Here is a 22,888-nt window from a genome sequence, read left to right on the forward strand (position 1 = left end):
GTATCGTGGCGGTCACCCGAGACGACCGCCACGCCTGCCGAAGGTGTCCAGTCAGCAGGCGTGAACGGTGCGTGCGTCTGACTCAGGGCTTGAGCTTGTTGTCGGCCCTGAACATGCTGCGGATGCCGCGCACGGCCTGGCGGATGCGGTCCTGATTCTCGATCAGTGCAAAGCGCACATGGTCGTCGCCGTACTCGCCGAAACCGATGCCCGGCGAGACACAGACCTTGGCTTCGGCCAGCAGCTTCTTGGCGAACTCCAGCGAGCCGAGGTGCGCGTACGCTTCAGGAATCTTCGCCCAGACATACATCGACGCTTTGGGGTTTTCGACCATCCAGCCGAGTTCGTGCAGCCCTTTGACCAGCACGTTGCGGCGTTGGCGATACTGCTCGGCAATGTCGAGCACGCATTGCTGATCACCCTCCAGCGCCGCAATGGCTGCGACCTGCAGCGGCGTGAATGTGCCGTAGTCGTGATAGCTCTTGATACGGCCCAGCGCGTTGACCAGCTCCGGGTTACCGACCATGAAACCGATCCGCCAGCCCGCCATGTTGTAGCTCTTGGACAGGGTGAAGAACTCCACGGCGATGTCCTTGGCGCCGGGCACCTGCATGATCGACGGGGCTTTCCAGCCGTCGTAGACGATGTCGGCGTAGGCCAGATCATGCACCACCAGCACGTCGTACTGTTTGGCCAATGCCACCACCCGTTCGAAAAAGTCCAGTTCCACGCACTGCGCGGTCGGGTTGGACGGGAAACCGAGAATCATCATCTTCGGTTTGGGAATCGAGCCGCGAATGGCCTTTTCCAGCTCGGCGAAGAAATCCACACCCGGCACCAGCGGCACCGACCTCACCTGGGCGCCGGCAATCACTGCACCGTAGATGTGGATCGGGTAGCTGGGGTTGGGCACCAGCACCGTATCGCCCTGATCCAGCGTGGCGAGCATCAGGTGCGCCAGGCCTTCCTTGGAACCGATGGTCACAATGGCTTCGCTTTCGGGGTCGATATCGACCTCGTAGCGTTTCTTGTACCAGTTGGAAATGGCGCGGCGCAGGCGTGGAATGCCGCGTGAGGTGGAGTAGCCGTGGGTGTCTTCGCGCTGGGCGACAGTGACCAGTTTTTCGACAATGTGCGGCGGTGTGGCCCCGTCGGGGTTGCCCATGCTCAAGTCGATAATGTCTTCACCACGACGGCGCGCTGCCATTTTCAGCTCGGCGGTGATGTTGAACACGTAAGGGGGGAGTCGATCAATGCGCGCAAAGCGGCGCGGCGAACCTTGGTCAGCCATGAGTATCTCGCAAACGTAAGCGCCCGGAACCGTCCGAGCGACGCGGCCACATGAGGCGGCCTGGCGACGAAGATAAATGCGCTGATGACGTTTTGTCTACAGAGATTTCGAACGAGCCACCGGCAACGACATTCGGCCCCCACCAAACGGTATCGGCGGTGTAGAATCGCGCTATTCATCGCCAGTCATCCCCCGGCGGGTTTATGAGCTCAGGCCGAGTACACGGTGATCCCGTGGTGTTCGGTTTCTTCGCTGCCTGCGGTCACTGCCGCACGCCCGCGACGTCAATAGAAGCTCACTCCCTTCCCTGATCAGCCCTATTTTTGCCGGAGTGTTCCAATGCCTGATTACCGCTCGAAAACGTCCACCCACGGCCGCAACATGGCCGGCGCCCGTGCCCTGTGGCGCGCTACGGGCATGAAGGACGAAGACTTCAAGAAACCGATCATCGCCATTGCCAACTCCTTCACCCAGTTCGTACCGGGCCACGTCCACCTCAAGGACATGGGCCAACTGGTCGCTCGTGAAGTCGAACGCGCCGGTGGCGTGGCCAAGGAATTCAACACCATTGCGGTCGATGACGGCATCGCAATGGGTCACGACGGCATGCTTTATTCGCTGCCGAGCCGCGAGATCATTGCCGACTCGGTCGAGTACATGGTCAATGCGCACTGCGCCGACGCCATCGTGTGCATTTCCAACTGTGACAAAATCACCCCCGGCATGCTGATGGCGGCACTGCGCCTCAATATCCCGGTGGTCTTCGTGTCTGGCGGGCCAATGGAAGCGGGCAAGACCAAGCTGGCCAGCCACGGCCTGGACCTGGTCGACGCGATGGTCATCGCTGCCGACTCGACCGCCAGCGACGAAAAAGTCGCCGAGTACGAGCGCAGCGCCTGCCCGACGTGCGGTTCCTGCTCGGGCATGTTCACCGCCAACTCGATGAACTGCCTGACCGAAGCGCTGGGCCTGGCGTTGCCGGGCAACGGGTCTGCACTCGCCACCCACAGCGACCGCGAGCAACTGTTCCTGCAGGCTGGCCGCACCATCGTTGACCTGTGCCGGCAGTACTACAAGGAAAACGACGAGTCGGTGTTGCCGCGCAACATCGCCAACTTCAAGGCGTTCGAAAACGCCATGACGCTGGACATCGCGATGGGTGGCTCGACCAACACCATCCTGCACTTGCTGGCGGCGGCTCAGGAAGCCGAGATCGACTTCGACCTGCGCCACATCGACCGTCTGTCACGCAAGGTTCCGCAACTGTGCAAGGTTGCGCCGAACATCCAGAAGTACCACATGGAAGACGTACACCGCGCAGGCGGGATCTTCAGCATTCTCGGCGAGCTGGCGCGCGGTGGCTTGCTGCACACCGACCTGCCGACCGTACACAGCAAGACGCTGGCTGAAGGCATCGCCAAATGGGACATCACCCAGACTGACGATGAAGCCGTGCATACCTTCTTCAAGGCAGGCCCTGCGGGCATCCCGACGCAGACCGCGTTCAGCCAGTCGACCCGTTGGGAGAGCCTGGATGACGACCGTGAAAACGGCTGTATCCGCAGCGTCGAGCATGCCTATTCGCAAGAAGGTGGCTTGGCCGTGCTGTACGGCAACATCGCGCTGGATGGTTGCGTGGTGAAAACCGCGGGCGTTGATGAGTCGATCCACGTCTTCGAGGGCAACGCCAAGATTTTCGAAAGCCAGGACAGCGCCGTGCGCGGGATTCTCGCTGACGAAGTGAAGGCCGGTGACATCGTCATCATTCGTTACGAAGGCCCGAAAGGCGGCCCGGGCATGCAGGAAATGCTCTACCCGACCTCGTACCTGAAATCCAAAGGCCTGGGCAAGGACTGCGCGCTGCTCACCGATGGCCGTTTCTCGGGCGGTACGTCTGGCCTGTCCATCGGTCACGCCTCGCCGGAAGCGGCGGCGGGCGGTGCGATCGGTCTGGTCCGCGATGGCGACAAAGTGCTGATCGACATCCCGAATCGCTCGATCAACCTGATGATCGACGACGCTGAGATGGCCGAACGTCGTGCCGAACAGGACAAAAAAGGCTGGAAGCCGGTCGAGTCGCGTCCACGTAAAGTGACCACCGCGCTCAAGGCTTACGCCCTGCTGGCGACCAGTGCCGACAAGGGCGCGGTGCGTGACAAGGCTCTGCTGGACAAGCTGGTGCCTTGATCTGCATCGGTAAACGCAAAAGCCCGGCAGAGATGCCGGGCTTTTTGTTGACAGGGGTTTCACGTCGACGCGATTGAAACGGGCCTTTTACTTGCGGTCGGCAATCACCCCGATCAACACCAGCACCACCAACAGCACCGGTGCCAGGCTGTAATTGTTGAACTGGCTGAGGCCGCGCACTACCCACGGTGTGGCGTAGATCAGTGCCGCGCCGCTGCCGACTGCGCACAGCAGGGCAATGAGCGGGATGCGTATGGCGCCGGTCATGCTGCTGATGCGTTGTTCGATCCAGCCTTTGATGTCTGCGCCGAATAGCACCAGCAGGCAGCCCACCAATGCGAGGGCGATTTCCGAAAGATTGCTGCGACTCCAGCGCGAAACGGTGGCGAGCAAATCGAGTACGAAATCCATGCAGGGTCCTTAGATCAGAAAGTATTGCAGCAGGTCATTGAGGAACAACTGGCCTTGTGGCGTGGCGATCAGACGTGTCGGGTCCTTGTGCAGCAGACCCTTTTGTTCGGCCTGTCGGCGTGCCTCGGCGAGCGAATCGAGGCTTAGACCCGTTCTTTCACGAAATAACGCAGCGTCCACACCATTTGTCAGTCGCAACGCATTCATCAGGAATTCAAACGGCAATTCGTCCAGCGGCAACAGCTTGGCACCGGCCTGAAACGGCTTGCCCGGGTTCAGGTAATCCTTCGGCAGCCGGGTCTTCCAGGTCCGCATGATGCGCCCGTCCGGGTGGCTCAACTTGCCGTGCGCACCCGCGCCGATGCCGATGAAATCGCCGAACGCCCAGTAGTTGAGGTTGTGCCGCGCCGGTTTGCCGGGCTGTGCATAAGCCGACACTTCGTACTGTGCGTAACCGTGAGTGGCCAGCAACTGCTGCCCGGTTTCCTGAATATCCCAAAGAATGTCGTCTTCGGGCAAAACCGGGGGCTGATTCCAGAACACCGTGTTGGGCTCCAGGGTCAGCTGATACCAGGACAGGTGAGTCGGCGCGAGGGCGATGGCCTGGCGCAAATCGTCCAGCGCTTCGTCCTGAGACTGGTCTGGCAGGCCGTGCATCAGGTCCAGATTGAAGTTGTCGAAACCGGCCTGCCGCGCCATGTCGGCGGCGCGAATTGCTTCGTCGCCGTTGTGAATCCGGCCCAGCGCCTTGAGTTTGGACTCCTGAAAGCTTTGAATGCCGATGGACAGCCGATTGATGCCCAACCCGCGATAGGCGCTGAATTTGGCCTGCTCGAAGGTGCCGGGGTTGGCTTCGAGCGTTATTTCGATGTCGCTGGCAAAGCGAATGCGCTGTTCCACGCCCTTGAGCAGACGCCCCAGCGCGTCGGCGCTGAACAGGCTCGGCGTGCCGCCGCCGAAGAAAATCGATTGCAGCTCGCGGCCATAGACGTGCGGCAGGTCAAGGTCCAGGTCGGCGAGCAGGGCGTCGACGTATTCCTGTTCCGGCAAGACCGGGCTGGCGGTGTGCGAGTTGAAATCGCAATACGGGCATTTGCGCACGCACCACGGGATGTGGATGTACAGCGACAACGGTGGCAGGTGCGGCAGCGCAGGGCGCGGGCTCTCTGACGAGAAGCCACTCTCGCCGAGAAACAGCGGCTGCGCTGGCGAATCGTGGGTCATTGCAGGCCCAGGCGTTGCCGCAACAGGACCATCGCGCGGGCGCGATGGCTGAGCTGGTTTTTCTCGCTCGGGCCGAGTTCGGCGCTGGAGCAGTTGCGCTCCGGCACCCAGAACAGCGGGTCGTAACCAAACCCGTGTTCGCCGCTGGCGGCGTGCAGAATGCGCCCGTGCCACAGCCCTTCACAGAGAATCGGCAACGGATCGTCGGCGTGACGCACCAGCGCCAATACGCAGACGAACTGCGCGCCGCGCTGCTCGTCCGGCACGTCTTTCAGCGCCTCCAGCAGCTTGGCGTTGTTCGCCGCGTCACCTTGGCCATCGGCATAGCGAGCGGAATAGATACCCGGTGCGCCGCCGAGAAAGTCGACCGCCAGCCCGGAGTCATCGGCCAGCGCGGGCAGCCCCGACAGACGCGAAGCATTGCGCGCCTTGAGGATCGCGTTCTCGACGAACGACAGGCCGGTCTCCTCCGGCTCCACGAGGCTGAACTCGCTGACCGAGCGCAACGTCACGCTGCCACCAAGCATGGCCTGAAGTTCTTTGAGTTTGCCGCCGTTGTGGCTGGCCAGTACGAGTTGGGTGAGGTTCATCATTGGCCTGTCGTGGTGCTTGAAAACGATCGGTTAAATGGCAATCTTGTGGTCCGTCAGCCCAGGGCTGGTGACCCGGTAGATGCCGATTTCGCCCAGCAGGTTGGGCCACAGTTTGCTGGCCCAGCCGTGACGATGTTGCTGATCGACCGCCAGCCTGTCGAGCACTTGCGCATCCCGCTCGCGGCACAGTTCTTCGAAGTCGCCGAAGGTGCAGAAGTGGATGTTCGGCGTGTTGTACCAGGTGTAGGGCAGGAACTCGGACACCGGCATGCGCCCCTTGCTGGCCAGATACCAGCGGCAGCGCCAGTGACCGAAGTTCGGGAACGTGATGATGCACTGGCGACCGACACGCAGCATCTCGTCGAGGATTCTGTCCGGGTAATGCACAGCTTGCAGGGCCTGGGTCATGACCACCACGTCGAAGCTGTTGCTGGCAAAGTTGCCCAGGCCTTTGTCGAGATCCTGCTCAATGACGTTGATGCCCTTGGCGACACACTCGGCAATGTTGGCTGCGTCGTTTTCCAGGCCGTAGCCGGTCACTTGCTTGTGGTCGCGCAGCCAGGTCAGCAATTCGCCGTCGCCGCAGCCCAGGTCGAGCACGCGGCTGCCTGCGGGGATCCATTCCTGGATGATTTCCAGATCGGCTCTCATGGCGTCCTCACAACGAAATTCGGTTCATGTAATTACTGAAAGCCTGCAGGTAGCGCGGAATCGGGATCAGGAAAGCGTCATGCCCTTGGGGGGCGTCGATTTCCAGGTAGCAAACGTCCTTGCGGGCCGCCATCAAGGCATCCACCAGTTCCCGCGAGCGGGCCGGCGAGAAACGCCAGTCGGTGGTGAACGACATCACGCAGAACTTCGCGGTGGCGTTGGCGAACGTTTTTGCCAGATCGTCATCGAAGTTGGCGGCGGGGTCGAAGTAATCCAGTGCTTTGGTCATCAACAGGTAGGTATTGGCGTCGAAACGCCCGGAAAACTCTTCACCTTGATAACGCAGGTAGCTTTCAACCTGAAACTCGACGCTGTGGAAGTCGTAGTTGAGTTTTTCGCTTTTCAGACCACGGCCGAATTTCTCGCCCATCGAGTCATCGGACAGGTAAGTGATGTGCCCGACCATTCGCGCCAGCATCAGCCCGCGCTTGGGGATCACACCCTGTTCCTGGAACGAGCCGCCGTGGAATTCCGGGTCGGTCAGAATCGCCTGCCGCGCCACTTCGTTGAAGGCAATGTTCTGCGCCGACAATTTGGGAGCCGAGGCGATGGCCAGACAATGACGCACCCGATCCGGGTAGCTGATGGTCCATTGCAGCGCCTGCATCCCGCCCAGACTGCCGCCGATCACCGCTGCCCATTGCGCGATGCCCAGCAGATCGGCCAACCGTGCCTGGCTGTTGACCCAGTCTTCCACGGTCAACACCGGGAAGTTGGCGCCGAAAGGCTTGCCGGTTTCCGGGTCGATGCTGCTGGGTCCGGTCGAACCATTGCAGCCGCCCAGGTTATTGAGGCTGACGACGAAGAACTTGTCGGTGTCGATAGGCTTGCCGGGACCGATGCAACTGTCCCACCAGCCGGGCTTGCGGTCGTCGGCGCTGTGAAAGCCTGCCGCGTGATGATGCCCGGACAGCGCATGACAGATCAGCACGGCATTGCTGCGTGCAGCATTGAGCTGACCGTAGGTTTCGTAAATCAGGTCATAGGCTGGCAACGAACGGCCACAGGCCAGCGGCAGAGGCTCGCTGAAATGTGCCATTTGCGGTGTGACCAGTCCGACAGAATCGTGAGGGAATACCGTGGGCATCGACCCTGCTCTCGCGTGAATGAGGCGTAAGTCTAAAGACCGCGGGGGGCAGCGGCAATAAGGGATGTTGTCGGCGCGCCAATCAGAATCGGACGCAGAGCGTCCAGAACTGCATGCCCACGCGGAGCATGGGCACGATAGGTGTTCTTGCGGACGCCTATTGTTCCTCACGCTCCAGCGTGGGAATGACGCTCCGCGTCACAGATCTGCGCCGCGCCACCTGTCCGGGGCAGGACGCAGAGCGTCCAGAACTGCATGCCCACGCGGAGCATGGGCACGATAGGTGTTCTTGCGGACGCCTCTCGTTCCTCACGCTCCAGTGCTCAGCGTTACAAAAGCCCGCTTTGATTCTGGCCGAAGGCCGTGGGAGCGGACTTGTCCGCGAAGGCGGTGGTTCAGGCGACCCATTTTTGGGAATGCCTTGGGTGACGCTCCGCGTCACAGATCTGCGCCGCGCCACCTGTCCGGGGCAGGACGCGGAGCGTCCAGAACTGCATGCCCACGCGGAGCATGGGCACGATAGGTGTTCTTGCGGACGCCTCTCGTTCCTCACGCTCCAGTGCTCAGCGTTACAAAAGCCCGCTTTTGATTCTGGCCGAAGGCCGTGGGAGCGGACCGGGCGACGCTCCCACAAATATCCGGACGATTCAGGGCATGTTTACATCAACAACCGCAGCACATCCGGCATGGCGCTCATGGCCGCGAGGTTGTTGATGACCAGCATGTCCAGCAGTTTGAGCACCAGAAACGCCAGGATCGGCGATATGTCCAGGCCGCCCAGGTTCGGGACGATCTTGCGGAACGGCGCCAGGGCGGGTTCGCAGATCTGGTTGACCAGTTCAGCGGCAGGGTTGCTGCTGGCCGGTGCCACCCAGGACAGAATCACGCTGATGATCAGGGCGAAGAAGAAAATCTTCAGGAACAGCGCCGTCACACCAATGATCGACCAGAGCAGCAGGTGCAGCGGGTCGCCGGTGGTGCCGAACACCAGCAGCAGGGTCAGCGCCATCAGGATCATCTGCACGATGATCGCCAGCACCAGCGACGACATGTCCAGCCCGAACAGGCTGGGAATGATGCGTCGCAGCGGTTTTAGCAGCGGTTGTGTGGCGCGCACGATGAACTGGCACAGCGGGTTATAGAAATTGGCCCGCACCAGTTGCAGCACGAAGCGCATCAGAACGATCAGCAGGTACAGACTGCCGAGCGTTTGCAGGACGTAAATTGCAGCGGTGTTCAATCCGATCATCAATCTGCTCCAGAAAAGCCGAAAATTATTTGCCCAGTTGTTCAGCCAGCTCGGCTGCACGGTGATCTGCGGCGGTCAGCGCCGTTTCGACCAGCGCTTCGAAGCCGCCAGCCTGGAATGCCTTGATGGCGGCTTCGGTGGTCCCGCCTGGCGAGGCGACGCGACGACGCAGCTCGCCCGCGTCCACATCACTGCCTGTCGCGATCAGCGCCGAGCCCAGTGCGGTTTGCAGGGTCAGCTTTTTCGCGATGTCTTCCGGCAGGCCCAGTTTCACACCTGCCGCCGTCATGGCTTCCATCATCAAAAAGAAGTACGCAGGGCCACTGCCTGAGACGGCCGTTACCGCGTCCATGTGTTTTTCCTGCTCGACCCAGACCGCCACACCGACGGCCGACAACAGTTGCTCGGCCTGCCCGCGTTGTTTGGCAGTGACCTTGTCGGTCGCATACAGCCCGCTGGCACCCTGACGTAGCAGTGACGGGGTGTTGGGCATGCAGCGCACCACCGGCTGATCGCCAAGCCATTGAGTCAGGCTGGCGCAGGTAATGCCAGCCGCAACCGAGACAATCAACTGATGGGGTTCGAGGCTGGACTTCAACGCCTGGCAGACGTTTTTCATCATCTGCGGCTTGACCGCCAGCACCACGACGTCCGCGCCTTTGACGGCTTCGGCGTTGTCCGCAAACACCTTGATGCCGTGTTCGGTGGAAATACGTTCGCGGGTTTCAGCGCCCGGCGCACTGGCGCAGACCAGTGCCGCTTCCACGCCTTGGGCGCGCAGGCCGCCGATCAGGCTGGCGGCCATGTTTCCGGCACCGACGAAGGCAATACGGGTCTTGCTCATGAAAGGGTCCTTGTGAGGAGGGTTATGGCTGGCCATAGTCGCGGGCGCCAAAAAGGGCTGTGCCGATACGCACCCAGGTTGCGCCTTGTGCAATGGCGGCTTCCAGGTCGTGGCTCATGCCCATCGAAAGTGTGTCGAGCGACAGGTTCAACTGTTCCTGCAAGGTGCGCACGGCAGCGAACGAAGCTGCCTGAGTTACAGGGTCGTCTGTCGGTTCAGGAATCGCCATCAGGCCGCGCAGCTTCAGGCGCGGCAATGCGACGATGGCCGCGGCCAGTGCCGGCAGATCCTGAGGTGTGCAGCCCGATTTGCTGGCTTCGCCACTGACGTTCACCTGAATGCAGATGTTCAGTGGCTCAAGCGCCTCGGGGCGTTGCTCGGACAGGCGTTGCGCGATTTTCAGGCGATCCACGGAATGTACCCAGGCGAAGTTCTCGGCGATAGCGCGCGTCTTGTTCGATTGAATGGGGCCGATGAAGTGCCAGCACAAGGGCAGGTCGGCCAATTCGAGCTGTTTGCTCAAGGCTTCCTGTAAATAATTTTCGCCAAAGTCACGCAAGCCTGCGGTGTAAGCTTCGCGCAAGTCGCTGGCCGGTTTGGTTTTACTCACCGCCAGCAGGCCGACAGACGCCGGATCGCGGTTGGCCGCGTGGGCTGCGTCGCGAATTCGCTGTTCGAGCGTTGAAATGTTCGCTGCTATCGTGGACATTGATTTGCGCCAGCAGGGCTAAGGTCTGCGGCATTCTATGTGATTGAGGAGCTGTATGGATATTACCGAGCTGCTGGCCTTCAGTGCCAAACAGGGCGCGTCGGACTTGCACCTCTCTGCAGGTCTGCCCCCGATGATCCGTGTCGATGGCGATGTGCGGCGCATCAACCTGCCCCCGCTGGACGCGAAGGAGGTCAAGGCGCTGATCTACGACATCATGAACGACAAGCAACGCCAGGATTTCGAGGAGCGTCTGGAGACCGACTTTTCCTTCGAGGTGCCGGGTGTTGCGCGGTTTCGTGTCAACGCATTCAACCAGAATCGCGGCGCAGGCGCAGTCTTCCGGACCATTCCGTCGAAAATCCTGAGCATGGAAGACTTGGGCATGGGCAGTGTGTTTCGGAAGATTACCGATGTGGCGCGAGGCCTGATTCTGGTCACCGGGCCGACCGGTTCAGGTAAATCAACGACCCTGGCGGCGATGATCGACTACCTCAACTGCAACAAGCATCACCATATCCTGACCATCGAGGACCCGATTGAATTCGTCCACGAGTCCAAGAAGTGCCTGATCAACCAGCGTGAGGTTCATCGGGACACGCTGGGCTTCTCGGAAGCGCTGCGCTCGGCGCTGCGTGAAGACCCGGATGTGATTCTGGTCGGCGAGATGCGCGACCTGGAGACCATTCGTCTGGCGCTGACCGCCGCTGAAACCGGCCATCTGGTGTTCGGCACGCTGCACACCACCTCGGCGGCGAAGACCATTGACCGGATCGTGGACGTGTTTCCGGCTCAGGAAAAGTCGATGATCCGTTCCATGTTGTCCGAATCGTTGCATGCGGTGGTTTCGCAGGCGCTGCTCAAGAAGGTCGGCGGCGGACGCGTGGCGGCTCACGAAATCATGATGGGCACCCCGGCGATCCGTAACCTGATTCGCGAGGACAAAGTGGCGCAGATGTATTCGTCCATCCAGACCGGTGGATCGGTGGGCATGCAGACGCTGGACATGTGCCTGGCCGACCTGGTCAAGAAGGGCCTGATTACCCGCGAAAGCGCACGCGAGCGGGCCAAGGTGCCGGACAACTTCTGACGGTCACCTGACACGACGGGGATGTGTCGAGGGAGAAACGAAAAGGGGCCTTGAATGAATTCAAGGCCCCTTTTTCAAGCAGGGATCAGATCAGCGCTGGACGATGCGCATCTGTCCTGGCTGCTTGGGCAGCACGCGCTTGGCGATCTTGTAGTGACTGTTCCAGTACGGTTTGTTCAGCGTATCGACAGTAACCGCCTTGCCACGGCGCGGCGCATGAACGAACTTGTTGTCGCCCAGGTAAATGGCCACGTGGTTGATGTTGCGGCTCTTGATGTTGAAGAACAGCAGATCACCGGGTTTCAGGTCCTTGCGGTCCACCGTCTGGCCATGACCCTGGGCCATCGCGTTGGAGGTGCGCGGCAGGTCGACTTCACGGACGTCCGTGTAGGCGTATTTGACCAGCCCGCTGCAATCAAGCCCTTTGCCGGGCGTGGTGCCGCCCCAGCGATAGGGCGTCCCGACGGCCTGCAAGGCGCGTTTCACAACGGCATTACCCTGCTTGGCAGGGGCCGATGCCTGCAAGGCCGCCTTTTGGGCGTTCTTGCGCGACAGCGGCTTGCTGGCGCGAGCATTTTTGGGCTGGACGGAGACTGGGGTGGCTTCCTTGGGTGCATTGCGAGTCACGAGTGCCGGTGAAGAATGATTTTTGGCGGTGTAGCCCGTGAAGCTCGCAGGAAGTTGTTGCTCACGATTGGTGGCGTGGGCGGCCAGTGGCATAAATAGGCAAATGGTTAGCCATGTCTTGAAAAAAGGACGCATTCGGCAGGGCTCGTAGTGGTCAGCGCGCAACTTTATAACAGCTTTTTCGGAAAATCTGACCCCATTTGTCGAGTGCATCACACTGGTATCGTTGCGTTTTATGCGACAGACTCTTTCCTTTTCATCCCTAATCCCTTTAGCGACAAGGGGTTGGCGGCGTAAAACCGGCTCGAGTGCCATACGTCGGAAGGGCGAAACCAAGTCACAAATTTGTTATGTATTTTTTTCTATCAGCGCAAAGAGGTTAAAAATGAACGGCTATCGTTCTGACACGCACAGCAAGGTCATGGGTTACCTGATGTGGATTTTCGGGTTTCTCGGCGCGCATCGTTTCTATTACGGCAAGCCCGTCACCGGGACCCTTTGGTTCTTTACGTTCGGTCTGTTTGGAATCGGCTGGCTGATTGACCTGTTTCTGATCCCGTCAATGGACCGCGAGGCGGACCTGCGTTTCACCCCTGGCTCCACCGATTACAGCGTGGCGTGGGTTCTGCTGACCTTCCTGGGTCTGTTCGGCCTGCACCGCATGTATCAGGGCAAGTGGATAACGGGCGTTATCTACCTGCTGACCGGTGGGTTGTTCCTGGTGGGCATTCTGTATGACTTCTGGACGCTGAATGACCAGATCTCGATAAAGAACGCCCGGCGCGGGTGATGCTCACCCCAGACCGGACGCAGAGCGTCCAGAAGGGCGTTACCACGCAGAGCGCGGTAACGAGAGCCCGAGGCTTTAAGCTCAACGGCTGTAGCTGATCCGTCCATCCACCAGCGTGTAGCGCACCGAACCTGGCAGGCAGTGGCCGATGAAAGGGCAGTTATCGCCTTTTGACAGCCAGGTCTCACCGGCGACGGTCGAGGCCGCCGGGTCGAACAGCACGATGTCCGCAGGCGCACCTGCGCTGAGCTTGCCGGCTGGCAAGCGCAAAGCCTCTGCCGGGCCGCTGCTCAGGCGGGCGAGCAGGGTCGGCAGGTCCAGCAAGCCGTCGTCGACCAGTGTCATTGCCAGCGGCAACAGCAATTCCACGCTGCTGATGCCCGGCTCGGTAGCGCCGAACGGTGCCAGCTTGGCGTCGCGCTCGTGGGGCTGGTGATGGCTCGATATTGCCTGGATAACCCCGGACTTCACGGCCTCGCGCAGGCCATCGCGGTCAGCGCGGGTTCGCAGCGGTGGCTGGACGTGATACAGGCTGGAGAAGTCGATCAGCGCTTCATCGGTCAGGATCAACTGGTACAGCGCGACGTCCGCCGTCACCGGCAGCCCGCGCGCCTGGGCCTGAGCGATCAGGGCTGCGCCGCGTGCGCTGGTCAACTGGCTGAAATGCGCACGTACCCCGCTTTGCTCGACCAGTAACAGGTCGCGAGCCAGTGCCACTGTTTCGGCCGTTTCAGGAATGCCTGCCAGCCCCAGAAAGGCGGCAGTCGGGCCGTCATGCGCCAGGCCACCCTCGGCCAGGTCCCGGTCCTGCGAATTGAAAATCACCGTCAGGTCGAAGGTGGCCGCGTATTCCAGCGCCCGGCACAGCGTGCGGGTGTTGCTGAAGCTGCTCAGGCCATTGCCGAACGCCACACAGCCTGCGTCGCGTAGGGCAATCAGTTCTGCCAGCTGTTCGCCTTCCAGGCCCTTGCTCAAGGCCCCGATGGGGAACACTTTACTGAAACCGGCTTCGCGGGCGCGGTCCAGGATCAACTCGGCCACCGCCGAGGTGTCGAGCACCGGTTTGGTCTGCGGCGGGCAGCATACGCTGGTCACGCCGCCGGCGACGGCTGCGCGGGTTTCACTGGCGATGCTGCCTTTACGGCTATAGCCGGGCTCACGCAGGGCAACGTTGAGGTCGACCAGGCCCGGTGCGGCGATCAGCCCGGTGGCGTCAATGGTCTGGGTCGGTTCGAATCCGGCCGGTGCGGCGCCGATGGCGCAGAGCTTGCCTGCTTCGATGTGCAGGTCGGTAATCTGATCCAGCCCGCTGACCGGATCGATGACGCGAGCGCCGAGTATGCTGAGCTTCACTGGGCGTGCTCCTGTTCGAATTGGCGTTGTGCGTTTTGTCCGCTCATGGCCATGGACAGCACTGCCATGCGGATTGCGATGCCGTAGGTCACTTGATTGAGAATCACCGAATGCGCGCCGTCGGCCACCGCCGACTCGATTTCCACGCCCCGGTTGATCGGGCCGGGGTGCATGACAATCGCATCCGGCTTCGCGGCTGCGAGGCGAGCGGTGGCCAGGCCGAACAGGCGATAGAACTCACCTTCGCTGGGCAGCAGGCCGCCGGTCATGCGTTCGCGTTGCAGGCGCAGCATGATGACCACGTCCACATCCTTCAAACCTTCGTTGAGGTCGGTATAGACCTTGACGCCGTACTGCTCGACGCCGACCGGCAGCAGGGTTTTCGGCCCGATCACGCGGATGTCCGGGCAACCCAGCGCCTTGAGCGCAATCATGTTGGAGCGCGCCACGCGCGAATGCAGGATATCGCCGACGATGGCCACCGAAAGGTTCTCGAAACCGCCCTTGTGACGGCGGATCGTCAGCATGTCGAGCATGCCTTGGGTCGGGTGAGCATGCCGGCCGTCACCGCCGTTGATGATTGCGACATCAGGGCATACGTGTTCGGCAATGAAGTGCGCCGCGCCCGAGTCGGCGTGGCGCACCACGAACATGTCGGCGGCCATCGCTTCGAGGTTGCGCAGGGTGTCGAACAGCGTTTCGCCCTTGCTGGTGGACGAGGTCGAAACGTTCAGGGTGATCACGTCGGCCGACAGCCGCTGGGCCGCCAGTTCGAAGGTGGTCCGGGTGCGCGTCGAGTTTTCGAAGAATACGTTGCACACCGTCTTGCCGCGCAACAACGGGACCTTTTTCACCGCCCGTGCGCCCACCTCTAGAAACGAGTCGGCGGTGTCGAGGATTTCGGTAAGCAGCTCGCGAGGCAAGCCGTCCAGAGACAGAAAATGGCGCAGCTGGCCCTGATGGTTGAGCTGCAGCGGGCGCTTGGCGTCGAGAGGCGTCATCGCAATGGACTCTTTAAAGGGCGGTGGAGAGGTCTTGAAGTTCAAGCGCCAGCGGCTCGGGGCCGGACAGCTTGATGCGTTCGTGCGGTGCCAGCGACAGGGTCGCGCCGACCACGTTCGGGCGGATCGGCAGTTCGCCAGCGTCCAGGTCCAGCAGGCAGACCAGCGTGACGCTGGCCGGTCGGCCGTAATCGAACAGCTCGTTGAGCGCAGCGCGAATGGTACGGCCACTCATCAGCACGTCATCGATCAGCACCAGGTGCTGCCCTTCGATCTCGAACGGCAATTCCGAAGGACGCACCTGAGGGTGCAGGCCGTTCTGGCTGAAATCATCGCGATAGAACGAGACGTCTAGGGTGCCAAGGGGCGACGGATTGTCCAGCGCCTCGAGCAGCGCCTGAGCGACCCACACGCCGCCAGTGCGAATGCCGATGAAACGAGGATCGCTGATGCCGCGTTTGCTCAGATGAGCGTTCAGGTCAGTGGCCATCTGACGAATCAGCTCGGCGGGATTTGGCAGGCTCATGGTTGCTCCTTTGAGGCTCGGGCAGCGCCCTTCCCTGACTGTGTAAAAACTACCGCGCTTGGCAATACTGCGTTAAAAAACAGGCGAAAAATGCTCATTTAGAACACCTGGAGTCGGTCGCGACCCCGGCCGTTTTTCGCCTGTTTTTGCTTTGTCTTGCCTTCGCTCGTGACGTTTTTACAGTCTGGTCCGTGGCGCATTGCTCAAGCGGTAACGTGGAATCCGGTTATCTCGAAGCGGTATGGGCTTTAAAAGTCACACATTCAGCAGTTCGGGGTGCTCGTCCAGCCAGCCTTGCAGCAGCAGTGCGGCGGCGATGGCATCCACCGGGTTGTCGCGATAGCTGCCTTTCTGGCCGCCGCGCGCCATGCGCTCGCCCTTGGCCTCGAAGGTCGTCAGGCGTTCGTCGTGGGTGTAGACCGTCACGCCAAAGCGACCGTTGAGTTTGCGCGAAAACTTCTCGGCGCGGGCGCTCATGTCGCTGGGCGTACCGTCCATGTTCAATGGCAGGCCGACCACAATGGCGTCAGGTTTCCATTCGGTGATGAGCGCCTGAACCTTGTCCCAGTCCGGTACGCCGTTCTGTGCCTTGAGCGTACACAGCTCACGCGCCTGGCCGGTGATGGCCTGGCCGACGGCAACGCCGATTTGTTTGGTGCCGTAATCGATGCCCAGCAGCAGCCGTAAAGCGGCCATCAAGCGTGTCCTGCCTGAGTCGAGATAAGGCTGAGGTTCACGCCCAGGCGTCTGGCTGCGGCGTCGAGGCGCTGATCACTCTCGACATCGAACAGAATGGCCGGGTCGAACGAGCAGGTCAGCCAGGCATTGTCAGCCATCTCGGCATCCAGTTGGCCGGCGTCCCATCCCGCATAGCCCAGGGTGATCACATTTTGATCAGGCCCATAGCCGTCGGCGATGGAAAACAGCACATCCTGCGAAGTGGACAACGAGATTCCGCCCGGCAGCGCGACCGTGGCCTGAAACATCTGGCCACTGGGGTGCAGGACAAAGCCACGGTCGGTCTGCACCGGGCCACCGGAATGTATGGCTATTTCCTGGCAGTGCCTGGGCGCAGGAAGCTCCGGTCGCAATTGCTCAAGCACATCCGCCAGCGACAGGCTTTGCGGGCGGTTGATCACCAGCCCCATTGCGCCATTGGCGTTATGCTCGACAACGTAGGTCAAGGTCTGAGCAAAGTTCTCGTCGTGCATGTGGGGCATGGCGATCAGGAACTGATGCTTGAGATAACTCGGAGAGACTTTTTTCATGAGTCCTAGTGTGGCGTTGTGTTACTGGCCTGACAACTGGCACTTATACGTGTCGGGTGTCCGTTGGCAAAAATGTCAGTTGCTCGACAGTTTGTCGCCGCGTGCAAATTTCCAGGTGCGAATGATCTCGAGTCGGTCGATGTCTGCCAGATCGCCGGTGAACGGCGCAAAAGGCGCGGCCAGACGCACGATTCGCTGAGCGGCCTGGTCAAGCAACGGTTGCCCCGATGATTCCAGCACCAGCACTTCGTACAACGAACCGTCCCGATTGATCGACACAAGAAGTCGCAAATTGCCGTATATCTGCTTGCGGCGTGCTTCTTCAGGGTAGTTCAGGTTTCCGACCCGTTCGACCTTTTTGCGCCAGTCGTCCTTGTACCAGGCACCTTTGTCGCGCATGGTCGAGGCTGCGTTGAGGCGATGGATTTTAGGGCGCTTGGCGTATGCCTGCTGCTCGGTCGACAGTTCGGCTTCCAGGCTGGCAATCTCGTTGCTCAGTTCCGCACTGTCAAAGGTCGGCGCGGCCTTGGTGGTCGGTTCGGGCTTGACCTCTTCGCGCTTGGCAACGGTTTTCTGCTGGCTGGGCGCGGTGGTTGCCACGGCCGTCTTGGGCGCCTCCTGCCTGACCACCGGTTTGCTGGCCGGAGGCGGAGTGACCTTGTTGACCTTGGTGTCCTGATAAGGCGCCAGTTCAGTGGTCTTGAGCGTCTCGGCCTTGTCGAGGGTGCCGCTGCCTTGCTGATCGTCCTGCGCCAGAAAATCCGCCTGTTTGGGCTTTTCTTCGCTCTTGAAGGTGGCGAGGGTGATTTCCAGCGTCTGCGAGATCTGCTCCGGCTTGACGTAGGTGAAGCCCACGCCAAGGATCACCGCAAGGTGGATCAGCGCGGCGATCATCAGGGTGAAACCCAGACGATCGGCAGGGCGCACACCCACAGTGGAGAGTTCGAGGGGGAGGTCGTTTCGGGCCATGGATGTCATCGGCGGTTCAGCATCTCGTCAGCCTGCATGTCAAAATCCGTGTCGTGTCACAGGTGGCGCATGATAACGCAATGTGCGGTGTAACTTTGCTGCGGATCAGACGAAGGGACCACGTGGCGTAGGGCTTGACCCGCGGCCAGTGGCGCTCGTCGTTATGTAACAGTCCGCTCCCACAAAATGCCCAGCTCCGGGTGTCTCAGGCCTTGCGTGCTTCCAGTTTCTTCTCGATGGCATCCATTAACAGGCCACCGATATTGGTGCCGTAGGCGTTGTCGATTTCGCGGATGCAGGTCGGGCTGGTGACGTTGATCTCGGTCAGGTGCTCACCGATCACGTCGAGGCCGACGAACAACAGGCCTTTTTCACGCAGGGTCGGGCCGATCTGTTCGGCGATCCAGCGGTCCTTGTCGCTCAGCGGACGGGCTTCGCCACGGCCACCGGCTGCCAGATTGCCACGGGTTTCGCCTGCTGCGGGGATGCGTGCCAGGCAGTAAGGCACCGGCTCGCCATCGACCATCAGGATGCGCTTGTCGCCGTCCTTGATGGCTGGCAGGTAGCCCTGCGCCATGATCTGCTGGGTGCCGTGGGCCGTCAGGGTTTCGAGGATCACCGACAGGTTCGGATCACCCGCACGGTGACGGAAGATCGACGCGCCCCCCATGCCGTCCAGCGGCTTGAGGATCACGTCGCCCTGCTGCTCGGCAAACTCGCGAATGATGTCGGCGCGGCGGCTGACCAGCGTCGGCGGGGTACACTGCGGAAACAGCGTGGCAAACAGCTTTTCGTTGCAGTCACGCAGGCTCTGCGGCTTGTTGACCACCAGCACGCCAGCGCGCTCTGCCTGCTCCAGCAGGTAAGTGGCGTAGACGAATTCCATGTCGAAGGGCGGATCCTTGCGCATCAGGATCACGTCCAGATCGTCCAGGCCGGCGTCGACTTCAGCGTCGAATTCAAACCATTTGGCCGGGTCGGCAAACACCTTGAGCGGCTTCATGCGCGCCCGGGCCTGGCCTGCATTCTGGTACAGGTCTTTCTGTTCCATGTAGAACAGCGACCAGCCGCGATCCTGTGCGGCAAGGAGCATGGCCAGCGAGCTGTCCTTTTTATAGGAGATGCGCTCAATGGGGTCCATGACAATCCCTAGGCGAACGCTCATGGGCAATATCCTCTGATCGGTAAAGGCCGTGACGGCCATAAAATTGGCATCAGGGTGGCGTTCCGATTGCTCCCGGTCAAGGGGCAGGTCCGCCACGGCGCACTTTATGGATTGAGTCTGGAGAGTGTGCTAAAAAGACTGCGCATCCGGGCTTCAATCCTTTTGGATCGATGAAGCGATACCGTCAGGCTCTCAGTGCCTCGCAGAATGCGCAACAATTCGCTGCGGCGATGGAAGAGCAGCTTATGGAACAACACGCCTCCGCATTGAAAGTCATGGTCATCGATGACTCGAAGACCATCCGCCGCACCGCCGAAACGTTGCTTAAAAACGCAGGCTGTGAAGTCATCACCGCAATAGACGGTTTCGACGCACTGGCCAAGATTGCCGATAACCACCCGCGCATCATATTCGTCGATATCATGATGCCGCGTCTGGACGGTTATCAGACCTGCGCACTGATCAAGAACAACCGCGCATTCAAGTCAACGCCGGTCATCATGCTGTCCTCCAAGGACGGCCTGTTCGACAAGGCCAAAGGGCGGATCGTCGGTTCCGACCAGTTTCTGACAAAGCCTTTCAGCAAGGAAGAACTGCTCAACGCAATCAAGGCCCATGTGCCGGGCTTCGTTGCCGCAGAACAACATCTATCGTGATGCCCGCGCCTGATGTCGCGCGCTCGTAAACTGACGGGGAACACCCATGGCTCGAATATTGATCGTCGATGACTCGCCGACCGAAATGTACAAACTCACCGGCATGCTTGAAAAGTACGGTCATGAAGTGCTCAAGGCCGAAAACGGCGCTGATGGCGTGGCCCTGGCCCGCCAGGAAAAGCCCGACGCCGTGCTGATGGACATCGTCATGCCGGGGCTCAACGGTTTTCAGGCCACGCGTCAGCTGACCAAAGACCCCGACACCAGCATGATCCCGGTGATCATGATCACCACCAAGGATCAGGAAACCGACAAGGTCTGGGGCAAGCGCCAGGGCGCGCAGGATTACCTGACCAAGCCGGTGGATGAAGAAACCCTGATGAAAACCCTGAACGCGGTGCTGGCCGGCTGATTGCCGGAATCGTCATGGCCGAGCCACGTACCGCCTTTGAATTGTTGCTGGACATGGACCGACGCTGTCGTTCGCTGGCGGCGGGTCTGCCGTTGCAGGAAGCCCATCAGCAGGACTGGGTCGGAATCGGGTTCCGGATGGGCGAGCAGCGTTTTGTGGCGCCCATCGGCGAAATTGCCGAAATTCTTCATGAACCCCGTCATGCGGTGATGCCCGGCGTAAAGTCCTGGGTGGCGGGCGTTGCCAACTTGCGTGGCCGGTTGTTGCCGCTCATGGACCTGTGCGGATTCTTCGGCCTCGAACCGGCGACGGCGCGCAAGCAACGGCGGGTGCTGGTGGTCGAACACAACGACGTGTTTGCCGGTTTGCTGGTTGACGAGGTGTTCGGCATGCAACGTTTCAGTCAGTTGAGCCTCATACCTCAGACCCCGCAAGACGTCGACCAAGGCATCGTGCCATTCCTGCGTGGGCAATTTATTCGCGAGCAGGCGTGGCAGGTGTTCAGCCCTTGGGCGGTGGTGCAGTCTGCGGAGTTCATGGACCTGGCATCTTAGGCTCTGAACAAAAAGTGGCTACGCTCGCCGACTTTTCGTACAGAGCCTGGGCGCTGGTTTGTTTTGTTTCACACTTGATCCAGGCGGGGGCCTGATTAATGAGTAATACAGGCAGATCACTGGAGGGGGTACGAAGCCGGACGCAGATCATTCTGTTGTTCGTCGCGCTGATCGTTTTCATCATGTTGCTGTTCGCCAACTTCGCTTACCTCAACACTCAATCGAACTACGACAAACAATACATCGGGCATGCCGGTGAACTGCGCGTTCTGTCCCAGCGCATCGCGAAAAACGCCACCGAAGCGGCCGCCGGGAAAACCCAGGCGTTCAAGCTGCTGGCCGATGCGCGCAATGATTTCGATGTGCGCTGGGGTTATCTGAAGAAAGGCGACCCTGCCACCGGACTGCCTGCTGCCCCAGACCTGATTCGTGACGAGTTGCGCACGGTCCAGAAAGATTGGGAAGGGCTGCGCAAGAGCACCGACGTGATTCTGGCCAGTGAGCAGACGGTATTGTCGCTGCATCAGGTGGCGGCGACGCTGGCCGAAACCATTCCGCAATTGCAAGCCGAGTACGAAAAGGTCGTAGAGAACCTGCTGCAAAGCCGTGCGCCCGCTGCCCAGGTGGTCGTTGCACAGCGCCAGGCCCTGCTGGCCGAGCGTATTCTGGGTTCGGTCAATACGGTGCTGGCCGGTGACGAAACGGCGGTGCAGGCGGCCGATGCCTTCGGACGTGACGCCAGCCAGTTTGGCCGGGTGCTGAACGGCATGCTGGAAGGCAATGCGACGCTGCGCATCACCCAGGTCGAAGACCGCGATGCCCGGGCACGGCTGGCAGAGATTGCCGAACTGTTCGAATTCGTGTCCGGTTCGGTGGACGAGATTCTCGAGACCTCGCCCGAGCTGTATCAGGTGCGCGAAGCGTCCGGCAATATCTTCAACACCTCGCAGACTTTGCTGGATGAGACGTCAGTGCTCGCCAACAGCCTGGAAAACCTTGCCAAGCGCCGCACGATGAATACCGTCGGCGGCTACGTGCTGGGGCTGCTGGCGCTGATGTCGATCATTCTGATCGGGCTGGTCATGGTGCGGGAAACCAACCGCCAGTTGCGCGAAACCGCGCAAAAGAGCGAGCGCAACCAGACCGCGATCATGCGCCTGCTGGACGAGATCGAGAGCCTGGCCGACGGCGACCTGACCGTGACCGCCTCGGTCACCGAGGATTTCACCGGCGCGATTGCCGACTCCATCAATTACTCCATCGACCAGTTGCGCGAGCTGGTGGTGACCATCAACCTGACGGCTGAACAGGTGGCCTCCGCAGTCACCGAGACCCAGGCCACGGCCATGCAGCTGTCCGCCGCGTCCGAGCATCAGGCGTTGCAGATCAGTGCAGCGTCGACGGCAATCAATGACATGGCGGCGTCCATCGATCAGGTCTCAGCCAACGCGTCGGAGTCTTCGGCGGTGGCAGAGCGTTCGGTGGCGATTGCCAACAAGGGCAACGAGGTGGTTCACAACACCATCCACGGCATGGACAACATTCGCGAACAGATTCAGGACACCTCAAAGCGCATCAAGCGTCTGGGTGAGTCTTCGCAGGAAATTGGCGATATAGTCAGCCTGATCGACGACATTGCCGATCAGACCAATATTCTGGCACTCAATGCGGCCATCCAGGCGTCGATGGCCGGTGACGCCGGGCGAGGTTTTGCAGTGGTTGCCGATGAAGTGCAGCGGCTGGCCGAGCGTTCGTCTTCCGCCACCAAACAGATCGAGACGCTGGTGCGCGCCATCCAGAACGACACCAACGAGGCGGTCATCTCTATGGAGCAGACCACCAGCGAAGTGGTGCGCGGTGCGCGACTGGCGCAAGACGCCGGTGTGGCGCTCGGGGAAATCGAAGGGGTTTCCAGGGTTCTGGCCGAGTTGATCGAAAGTATCACCGACGCCGCCCATCAGCAGGCCGAGTCTGCCGGGCAGATTTCCCAGACCATGAACGTGATTCAACAGACCACGTCCCAGACCACCTCGGGCACGGCGGCCACCGCCGAGAGCATTGGCAATCTGGCGAAAATGGCCAGCGAAATGCGCCGCTCGGTGTCGGGTTTCACCTTGCCGCCCTCGAAGAAAATCGGATGATGTTCACGACATGAACACTCTTGGCGCAAC

General features: G+C 60.7%; 24 protein-coding genes. 7 read left to right on the forward strand and 17 right to left on the reverse strand.

Going from position 1 to position 22,888, the window contains the following annotated elements; translation table 11 throughout:
* Positions 1-82: 82 nt before the first annotated feature.
* Entirely contained in the window at positions 83-1,291 is a 1,209-nt protein-coding gene (gene alaC, locus BW686_RS02615; RefSeq protein ID WP_084914080.1) for an alanine transaminase, read from the reverse strand.
* Between the two features lie 339 nt (positions 1,292-1,630).
* On the opposite strand from alaC, the gene ilvD reads away from it, so the two are divergent.
* Positions 1,631-3,478, forward strand: a complete 1,848-nt coding sequence (gene ilvD, locus BW686_RS02620) for a dihydroxy-acid dehydratase (RefSeq protein WP_084914081.1) — start codon at positions 1,631-1,633, stop codon at positions 3,476-3,478.
* A gap of 87 nt (positions 3,479-3,565) precedes the next feature.
* On the opposite strand, the gene BW686_RS02625 is transcribed toward ilvD, so the two are convergent.
* From BW686_RS02625 to BW686_RS02665, 8 genes are all read right to left on the reverse strand, one after another.
* Positions 3,566-3,889, reverse strand: a complete 324-nt coding sequence (locus tag BW686_RS02625) for a DUF3392 domain-containing protein (protein WP_084914082.1) — start codon at positions 3,887-3,889, stop codon at positions 3,566-3,568.
* A 9-nt stretch (positions 3,890-3,898) separates the two neighbouring features.
* On the reverse strand, positions 3,899-5,113 hold the full coding sequence (gene hemW, locus BW686_RS02630; protein WP_084914083.1) for a radical SAM family heme chaperone HemW: 1,215 nt from the start codon (positions 5,111-5,113) through the stop codon (positions 3,899-3,901).
* Positions 5,110-5,706: an RdgB/HAM1 family non-canonical purine NTP pyrophosphatase gene (rdgB, locus tag BW686_RS02635; protein ID WP_032632841.1), complete on the reverse strand. Its 597-nt coding sequence runs from the start codon at positions 5,704-5,706 to the stop codon at positions 5,110-5,112. Before rdgB ends, hemW begins: the two co-directional genes overlap by 4 nt.
* Positions 5,707-5,736: 30 nt before the next feature.
* Positions 5,737-6,357 carry a methionine biosynthesis protein MetW gene (gene metW / locus BW686_RS02640; RefSeq protein ID WP_084914084.1) on the reverse strand — a complete coding sequence of 207 codons (621 nt, stop codon included), beginning with the start codon at positions 6,355-6,357 and terminating at the stop codon, positions 5,737-5,739.
* Between the two features lie 7 nt (positions 6,358-6,364).
* Entirely contained in the window at positions 6,365-7,504 is a 1,140-nt protein-coding gene (gene metX / locus BW686_RS02645; protein ID WP_084914085.1) for a homoserine O-succinyltransferase MetX, read from the reverse strand.
* Positions 7,505-8,162: 658 nt separating this feature from the next.
* A complete protein-coding gene (locus BW686_RS02655) occupies positions 8,163-8,753 on the reverse strand; it encodes a YggT family protein (RefSeq protein ID WP_084914086.1) in 591 nt (196 codons plus the stop codon).
* 25 nt (positions 8,754-8,778) lie between these two features.
* Entirely contained in the window at positions 8,779-9,597 is an 819-nt protein-coding gene (gene proC, locus BW686_RS02660) for a pyrroline-5-carboxylate reductase (protein WP_084914087.1), read from the reverse strand.
* A gap of 22 nt (positions 9,598-9,619) precedes the next feature.
* Positions 9,620-10,306, reverse strand: coding sequence for a YggS family pyridoxal phosphate-dependent enzyme (locus tag BW686_RS02665; protein WP_084914088.1), 687 nt, complete (start codon positions 10,304-10,306; stop codon positions 9,620-9,622).
* 55 nt (positions 10,307-10,361) lie between these two features.
* On the opposite strand from BW686_RS02665, the gene BW686_RS02670 reads away from it, so the two are divergent.
* Positions 10,362-11,396 carry a type IV pilus twitching motility protein PilT gene (locus BW686_RS02670; protein WP_084914089.1) on the forward strand — a complete coding sequence of 345 codons (1,035 nt, stop codon included), beginning with the start codon at positions 10,362-10,364 and terminating at the stop codon, positions 11,394-11,396.
* A 90-nt stretch (positions 11,397-11,486) separates the two neighbouring features.
* Here BW686_RS02670 and BW686_RS02675 read toward each other — a convergent pair whose 3' ends face one another.
* Positions 11,487-12,158: a C40 family peptidase gene (locus BW686_RS02675; RefSeq protein ID WP_084914090.1), complete on the reverse strand. Its 672-nt coding sequence runs from the start codon at positions 12,156-12,158 to the stop codon at positions 11,487-11,489.
* A gap of 250 nt (positions 12,159-12,408) precedes the next feature.
* Here BW686_RS02675 and BW686_RS02680 point away from each other — a divergent pair, with 250 nt between their 5' ends.
* Positions 12,409-12,813, forward strand: a complete 405-nt coding sequence (locus BW686_RS02680) for an NINE protein (protein WP_084914091.1) — start codon at positions 12,409-12,411, stop codon at positions 12,811-12,813.
* Between the two features lie 81 nt (positions 12,814-12,894).
* On the opposite strand, the gene BW686_RS02685 is transcribed toward BW686_RS02680, so the two are convergent.
* From BW686_RS02685 to gshB, 7 genes are all read right to left on the reverse strand, one after another.
* Entirely contained in the window at positions 12,895-14,166 is a 1,272-nt protein-coding gene (locus BW686_RS02685) for a dihydroorotase (protein WP_084914092.1), read from the reverse strand.
* Positions 14,163-15,167 carry an aspartate carbamoyltransferase catalytic subunit gene (locus BW686_RS02690; RefSeq protein WP_084914093.1) on the reverse strand — a complete coding sequence of 335 codons (1,005 nt, stop codon included), beginning with the start codon at positions 15,165-15,167 and terminating at the stop codon, positions 14,163-14,165. Before BW686_RS02690 ends, BW686_RS02685 begins: the two co-directional genes overlap by 4 nt.
* A 13-nt stretch (positions 15,168-15,180) precedes the next feature.
* A complete protein-coding gene (gene pyrR / locus BW686_RS02695; RefSeq protein ID WP_084914094.1) occupies positions 15,181-15,693 on the reverse strand; it encodes a bifunctional pyr operon transcriptional regulator/uracil phosphoribosyltransferase PyrR in 513 nt (170 codons plus the stop codon).
* A 255-nt stretch (positions 15,694-15,948) separates the two neighbouring features.
* On the reverse strand, positions 15,949-16,389 hold the full coding sequence (gene ruvX / locus BW686_RS02700; RefSeq protein ID WP_084914095.1) for a Holliday junction resolvase RuvX: 441 nt from the start codon (positions 16,387-16,389) through the stop codon (positions 15,949-15,951).
* Positions 16,389-16,961: a YqgE/AlgH family protein gene (locus BW686_RS02705; RefSeq protein ID WP_084914096.1), complete on the reverse strand. Its 573-nt coding sequence runs from the start codon at positions 16,959-16,961 to the stop codon at positions 16,389-16,391. Before BW686_RS02705 ends, ruvX begins: the two co-directional genes overlap by 1 nt.
* A 75-nt stretch (positions 16,962-17,036) precedes the next feature.
* Positions 17,037-17,939, reverse strand: a complete 903-nt coding sequence (locus tag BW686_RS02710; protein ID WP_084914097.1) for an energy transducer TonB — start codon at positions 17,937-17,939, stop codon at positions 17,037-17,039.
* Between the two features lie 196 nt (positions 17,940-18,135).
* Entirely contained in the window at positions 18,136-19,095 is a 960-nt protein-coding gene (gene gshB, locus BW686_RS02715) for a glutathione synthase (RefSeq protein ID WP_084914098.1), read from the reverse strand.
* Positions 19,096-19,340: 245 nt separating this feature from the next.
* Here gshB and pilG point away from each other — a divergent pair, with 245 nt between their 5' ends.
* The 4 genes from pilG (at position 19,341) to BW686_RS02735 (ending at position 22,858) form a co-directional block, all read left to right on the forward strand.
* Positions 19,341-19,751, forward strand: a complete 411-nt coding sequence (pilG, locus tag BW686_RS02720) for a twitching motility response regulator PilG (RefSeq protein ID WP_084914309.1) — start codon at positions 19,341-19,343, stop codon at positions 19,749-19,751.
* Positions 19,752-19,797: 46 nt separating this feature from the next.
* A complete protein-coding gene (gene pilH, locus BW686_RS02725; RefSeq protein ID WP_005888349.1) occupies positions 19,798-20,163 on the forward strand; it encodes a twitching motility response regulator PilH in 366 nt (121 codons plus the stop codon).
* Positions 20,164-20,177: 14 nt separating this feature from the next.
* Positions 20,178-20,717: a chemotaxis protein CheW gene (locus tag BW686_RS02730; protein WP_084914099.1), complete on the forward strand. Its 540-nt coding sequence runs from the start codon at positions 20,178-20,180 to the stop codon at positions 20,715-20,717.
* 98 nt (positions 20,718-20,815) lie between these two features.
* On the forward strand, positions 20,816-22,858 hold the full coding sequence (locus BW686_RS02735; RefSeq protein WP_084914100.1) for a methyl-accepting chemotaxis protein: 2,043 nt from the start codon (positions 20,816-20,818) through the stop codon (positions 22,856-22,858).
* Positions 22,859-22,888: the final 30 nt, after the last annotated feature.

The sequence above is a fragment of the Pseudomonas syringae genome (genome assembly GCF_002157375.1).
In the GTDB taxonomy this organism is placed as follows: domain Bacteria; phylum Pseudomonadota; class Gammaproteobacteria; order Pseudomonadales; family Pseudomonadaceae; genus Aquipseudomonas; species Aquipseudomonas syringae_T.